A 4,883-nucleotide genomic window follows, 5' to 3' on the forward strand; every position below is an offset into this window, starting at 1 on the left:
CTGACACGTTTCTTTTTTGGAATGACCAGTCTCTACATAAGCAATAACTCGTTTTCTAAAATCTATTCCGTAACTTTTCATAAGTATAGTATAACAAATACTATACAGAAACTAAAGGACTATAAAATGAACTTCCTGAAAATCATAAATTATCGAACAAAAGTATAATTAAAATAAAAAATGTACGTTATTTTGCATTTATGACTAAGTTTTGTTATAATTGGATTACACTTTATTTGAGGAGATAGTCATGGCAATAATTATTGATGGTAAGGCTTTAGCAACAAAAAGACAGGCGGAATTAGCTGATAAAGTCAGTCAGTTAAAAAAAGAGCATGGCATTGTTCCAGGCTTAGTTGTCATTTTAGTGGGGGATGATCCTGCGAGTCATGTCTATGTGAGAAATAAGGAACGTTCGGCGATTGCTGCAGGATTTAATAGCCAAGTCTTACGATTACCGGAGCAAACCAGTGAAGAACAGTTATTAGAATTGATTGAGACTTATAATCAGCATTCTGATTTCCATGGTATTTTGGTCCAATTGCCCTTGCCTAATCATATTGATGAGGAAAAGGTTTTACTTGCCATTTCACCAGAAAAAGATGTTGATGGTTTTCACCCCTATAATATGGGGCGTCTTTGGACGGATAATCCACTTATGTTACCATGTACTCCCAAAGGTGTTATGACGATGCTTGAATACTATAATATCCCACTTGAAGGAAAAAAAGCAGTTGTTGTTGGCTGTAGTAATATTGTCGGCAAACCGATGGCACAACTACTATTATCAGAAGGTTGTACAGTTACTATAGCACATTCAAAAACACAACGTCTGTCTTATGAAACAAAACAGGCTGATATTTTGGTGGTTGCTATTGGAGATGGTCATTTTATTACCAAAGAGTATATAAAAGAGGGTGCAGTGGTGATTGATGTCGGTATCAATTATAATACAGATGGCAAAATCATAGGAGATGTTAAATTTGATGAAGCTGTAGAGGTTGCTAGCCATATCACACCAGTTCCGGGTGGTGTTGGACCGATGACCATCACAACGCTTATGGAGCAGACTTATCATGCTGCAGTTCTAAGTTTAGATAGCTGAACATAGTTAAACTAGATATGAGCGGAGGGTAACCATTATAATCTGTTAGGGTGACAATTTGTCACCTTATTTAGTTGTCCTTCTGTGTTATTCTAGTCTTATCCTCTGAACTAATTCATTAGAATTTAGGCTGACATTGTAGGAGTAGTTCTTGTGATAAAGTGACAGTAGATAGCCTTATGATAACTCTTTTATACTTAACTATACTATGTTACAATAGATGTATCAAAAGGTTTAGCATAGGGAAGTTTTCAGAACTTTTGCTGTTGCACAAAGGAGAAATCATGTCTGAAGTATTGTATTTTGGTTATGGGCAAGCCCCTGCGACATTACAGTTGAAACGTCTTAATCGTCATGGGATTATCGCAGGAGCCACTGGTACGGGTAAAACAGTCACGTTAAAGGTTTTAGCAGAGCAGCTGAGTCAAGCAGGAATCCCTGTCTTTCTTTCCGATATTAAGGGCGATTTGGTTAGCCTAGCTCAAGAAAATACGAAAGATATTTCAGCAGAACGTCTGGAGGCTACTCATTATGATAGTTATGAGCCAAAGGCTTTTCCTGTTGAATTATGGGATGTTATGGGAGAGCAGGGAACACCTGTTCGGATGACTATCTCAGAGATGGGACCTGTGCTATTAACGCGCTTATTAGGTCTGAATGAAACGCAAGAGAGTATTTTAAACATTGTATTTAGTGTCGCTGATGAACAAGGTTTACTTCTGATTGACTTGATGGATTTACGGGCGATGCTTAATTATGTCGCAGAGCATGCAGAAGATTTAAGCCATTATTACGGTAATATTCCAGCTCGTTCGGTAGGTGCTATTCTACGTAGTTTGGTTGTCCTTGAGCAACAAGGAGGTAAGGTATTCTTTGGTGAACCAAGTTTAGACATTGCTGACGTGATGCGAATAGATGGAGACGGTAAAGGTGTTATCAATGTCCTTAATGCCACTAGCCTCTTTAATCAGCCAACTCTGTATTCAACAGTGCTTTTGAGCTTACTGGCTGAACTATATGAAACATTACCAGAAGTTGGCGATTTAGATAAGCCTAAATTGGTTTTCTTCTTTGATGAAGCACATGTTTTGTTTAAGGATACACCTAAGGTTTTACTTGAGAAAATTGAATTGATTGTGCGTTTGATTCGTTCAAAAGGTGTCGGTGTTTTCTTTGTGACTCAAAATCCGACGGATATTCCTGATACTGTGGCAAGCCAACTTGGCAATCGTATTCAACATGGTCTTCGTGCCTTTACACCGAAAGAGTTAAAAACAGTTGCCACTGTAGCAGAAACCTTCCGACAAGAAGATGGTCAAGATTTGGCTAGGGTTATCCAAGAATTACAGGTTGGTGAAGCTGTTATCTCTACTTTACAGGCTGATGGGACGCCATCATTGGCTGATAGGGTGATGATTTACCCTCCTCAGAGTCAGCTAGGTACCATTGATCCAAGTCTTGTTTTAACGCTAATCAATAAGTCGCCATTGATGGATAAGTATGCAGATGCTATAGATCGTGACAGTGCGCATGAGCAAATTTTAGCATTGACGCAAGAAAAAGAAGCCATGCTGATTAAAAAAGCAGAAGAGACAGCATTGGAGAAAGAAGCTGAACGCTTAGCCAAAGAAAAGGCTAAACAGGAAGAAAAAGCAGCTAAAGAGGCATTGAAAGCACAGGAGAAGGCAATTAAAGACGCTCAAAAGGCTAATCGCCAATCAGGTGCAAGACGCAGTGATTCTGTGATGGATCGTTTTACTAAGAACTTGATGAGTCAAGTCGGTCGAGAGGTAGGACGAGTTATTACGCGTGGGATTACAGGTATTTTAAAAGGGAAATGAAAATAGGATGTGGTGAAATCACTGACTTCTAGGAGTATGATTTCACCTTCCTTTTATTGTGATTTTAGTTAACGTTTTGAGGGTTTGTCTAAAAATCATATAAATAACAAAGACTAAGTGATGAGGATAACTTTTAATTATTGTTGATATAAAAAAGAGCTAGTTGCTTTTTTTGTGAATTATTATGATAATAAGGATGTAAAAGGAAAACCTTTTCACTTAATTGCTATAAGGCAATCTAAATAATGATTTGAACGCTTACACAATAATACGTTTGATAGTAACTATATCAGTTTCGATTATGTTGAAAGGAATCAGTTTCAAAATGAAAGATAAGAATACAAAAAAAAGTTTCATGGATCGTTACATAGAAGGATTTATGAAATGGATGCCTGAATCATTATTTATATGTTTTATATTGACCTTCTTAGTTATCGGTATGGCTGTTTTAATGACAGACAGCCCATTAATCGGTACGCAAGAAACAGGTGGTATTATTTATGGTTGGGTCAATGGCTTTTGGGGTCTTCTCTCCTTTGCTATGCAAATGACAATCCTATTGGCAACTGGTAATGCCGTAGCTAGTTCACCACCGGCACAAAAAATGTTCAAATTCCTCGCTAAATTACCAAAAACAAGAACCCAAATTTTTATCTTCTCTATTATCGTAGGTTCTTTATTTGGCTACTTACATTGGGGACTAGGAATGATGGTTGCCATTGTATTTGGTAAAGAATTGTTGGTGCAGGCACGTAAAAAAGGCATTAAAATTCATACACCACTATTTGTGGCTACTCTGTTCTTTACGTTTTTACCTGCGACATCTGGTTTATCAGGAGCAGCGGTGCTCTACTCAGCTACACCAAACTACTTACGTAACAGTGTTGCTGAGATGTATAAAGATATCGTTCCAGAAAGCGTTCCTCTAACAGACTCTGTTTTGAATGTGCAATTTATCAGTATTCTCGTTTTGTGTATGTTGGTACCATTGTGTTTTGCCTTCTTTGCTCATCCTAAAGATGATGCTAAAATTGTTGAACTAGACGAAGAAATCTATCAACAAAGTTTATCAGGAGCATCACATGTTTCTATTGCAAGAAATACACCTGCTGAGAAGATGAATGCGTCACGTACAGTTATGTATCTGATTGGTGGTATGATATTTGGCTACAGTGTTTATCAATTTTCAGTTGTTGGTCTGTCAGGTTTGGATTTGAACAGTTTTAACTTCTTATTCTTAGGTTTAGGTTTAATCTTGTGTGGTCAACAAGGGCCAGAATACTATGCTTCGCTATTTAAAGCAGGTGTTATGTCATCTTGGGGTCTAATCCTACAATTCCCTTTCTATGCAGGTATTTTTGGTATTATTCAAAACACAGGACTAGGGTTAGAAATTTCTCACTTCTTTGTTAGCATTTCAAACAAAACAACTTGGCCTGTATTAGCCTTTGCTTATTCAGCATTACTAAATATAGCAGTACCATCAGGTGGTTCAAAATTTGTCATTGAAGCCCCATATATTGTTCCAGCAACACTTGAAGTTGGTAATAGCTTAGGCAAGATTTTGCAAGCTTATCAGTTAGGAGATGCTGTCACTAACTTAATCGTTCCTTTCTGGGCCTTGTCTTACTTATCTAATTTCAAGTTGAAATTTAATCAAATTGTAGCTTATACAATTCCATCAGTTCTAATTGTTTCAGTTATCGTCGTTCTTTATCTACTACTAGTGTAGTTTTGAAAAGGTAACTAAGACCTAGCTATCAAAAAATCCCCTGACATGCTACTTGATATAGCTGTTTAGAGGTTTTTTTAATGGCTCTTTGTCAACTGTAGTGGGTAGATGAAAAGCTAACATCTGGAGAGAATCAGATTGGTTCTCTCCTTTTTGATGTTCAAGGCAATCAAAATCCTTCTTTTAAAGTTGTCAAAGTTTCGGA

At 37.3% G+C, this 4,883-nt stretch carries 3 protein-coding genes; all 3 read left to right on the forward strand.

The genetic code is table 11. The annotated features are described in order from the left end of the window. The first annotated feature begins 250 nt into the window (after window positions 1-250). The 3 genes from ACVRZH_RS09810 (at window position 251) to ACVRZH_RS09820 (ending at window position 4,678) form a co-directional block, all read left to right on the forward strand. A complete protein-coding gene (locus ACVRZH_RS09810; RefSeq protein ID WP_447455099.1) occupies window positions 251-1,105 on the forward strand; it encodes a bifunctional methylenetetrahydrofolate dehydrogenase/methenyltetrahydrofolate cyclohydrolase in 855 nt (284 codons plus the stop codon). A gap of 284 nt (window positions 1,106-1,389) precedes the next feature. After that, window positions 1,390-2,946 (forward strand): helicase HerA-like domain-containing protein, encoded by a 1,557-nt coding sequence (locus ACVRZH_RS09815; RefSeq protein ID WP_447455100.1) that lies wholly within the window; start codon window positions 1,390-1,392, stop codon window positions 2,944-2,946. Between the two features lie 325 nt (window positions 2,947-3,271). Next, entirely contained in the window at window positions 3,272-4,678 is a 1,407-nt protein-coding gene (locus ACVRZH_RS09820; RefSeq protein ID WP_447455101.1) for a TIGR00366 family protein, read from the forward strand. Window positions 4,679-4,883 lie beyond the last annotated feature (205 nt).

Source organism: Streptococcus fryi, from assembly GCF_053206505.1.

What these genes read in the sequence shown, in the direction of transcription:
- ACVRZH_RS09810 (WP_447455099.1), top strand. Translation starts at nt 251, where the DNA reads ATGGCAATAATTATTGATGGTAAGGCTTTAGCAACAAAAAGACAGGCG.
- ACVRZH_RS09815 (WP_447455100.1), top strand. Translation starts at nt 1,390, where the DNA reads ATGTCTGAAGTATTGTATTTTGGTTATGGGCAAGCCCCTGCGACATTA.
- ACVRZH_RS09820 (WP_447455101.1), top strand. Translation starts at nt 3,272, where the DNA reads ATGAAAGATAAGAATACAAAAAAAAGTTTCATGGATCGTTACATAGAA.